This window comes from Psychromonas algicola (genome assembly GCF_004378355.1).
Lineage (GTDB): Bacteria > Pseudomonadota > Gammaproteobacteria > Enterobacterales > Psychromonadaceae > Psychromonas.
In genome coordinates this window covers 1-740 of record NZ_SNUB01000080.1, presented here as the reverse complement: position 1 = coordinate 740, position 740 = coordinate 1, and the positions used below count along the sequence as shown (strand labels likewise).

1 rRNA gene is annotated in these 740 nt (G+C 51.1%); it reads left to right on the top strand.

Annotated elements, in window-relative coordinates:
* Positions 1–689 (top strand): 23S ribosomal RNA (locus tag E2R67_RS16435); the annotation flags it as partial.
* Positions 690–740: the final 51 nt, after the last annotated feature.

Sequence of the window (740 nt, the reverse complement as noted above, 5' to 3'; positions counted from 1 at the left end):
GGGTTTGGGACACTGTTTGGTGGGTAGTTTGACTGGGGCGGTCTCCTCCCAAAGAGTAACGGAGGAGTACGAAGGTTGGCTAATCACGGTCGGACATCGTGAGGTTAGTACAATGGTATAAGCCAGCTTAACTGCGAGACAGACACGTCGAGCAGGTACGAAAGTAGGTCATAGTGATCCGGTGGTTCTGAATGGAAGGGCCATCGCTCAACGGATAAAAGGTACTCCGGGGATAACAGGCTGATACCGCCCAAGAGTTCATATCGACGGCGGTGTTTGGCACCTCGATGTCGGCTCATCACATCCTGGGGCTGAAGTCGGTCCCAAGGGTATGGCTGTTCGCCATTTAAAGTGGTACGCGAGCTGGGTTTAGAACGTCGTGAGACAGTTCGGTCCCTATCTGCCGTGGGCGTTTGAGAATTGAGAGGAGCTGCTCCTAGTACGAGAGGACCGGAGTGGACGAACCGCTGGTGTTCGGGTTGTTATGCCAATAGCATTGCCCGGTAGCTACGTTCGGAATCGATAACCGCTGAAAGCATCTAAGCGGGAAGCGAGCCTCAAGATGAGTTCTCACTGGAGATTTAATCTCCCTAAAGGGCCGTTGGAGACTACAACGTTGATAGGCAAGGTGTGTAAGTGCAGTAATGTATTGAGCTAACTTGTACTAATTACCCGTGAGGCTTAACCATACAACACCTAAGAAGTGTTGGTTGACCAAGACTTGTCGAGAGACGTTAAAT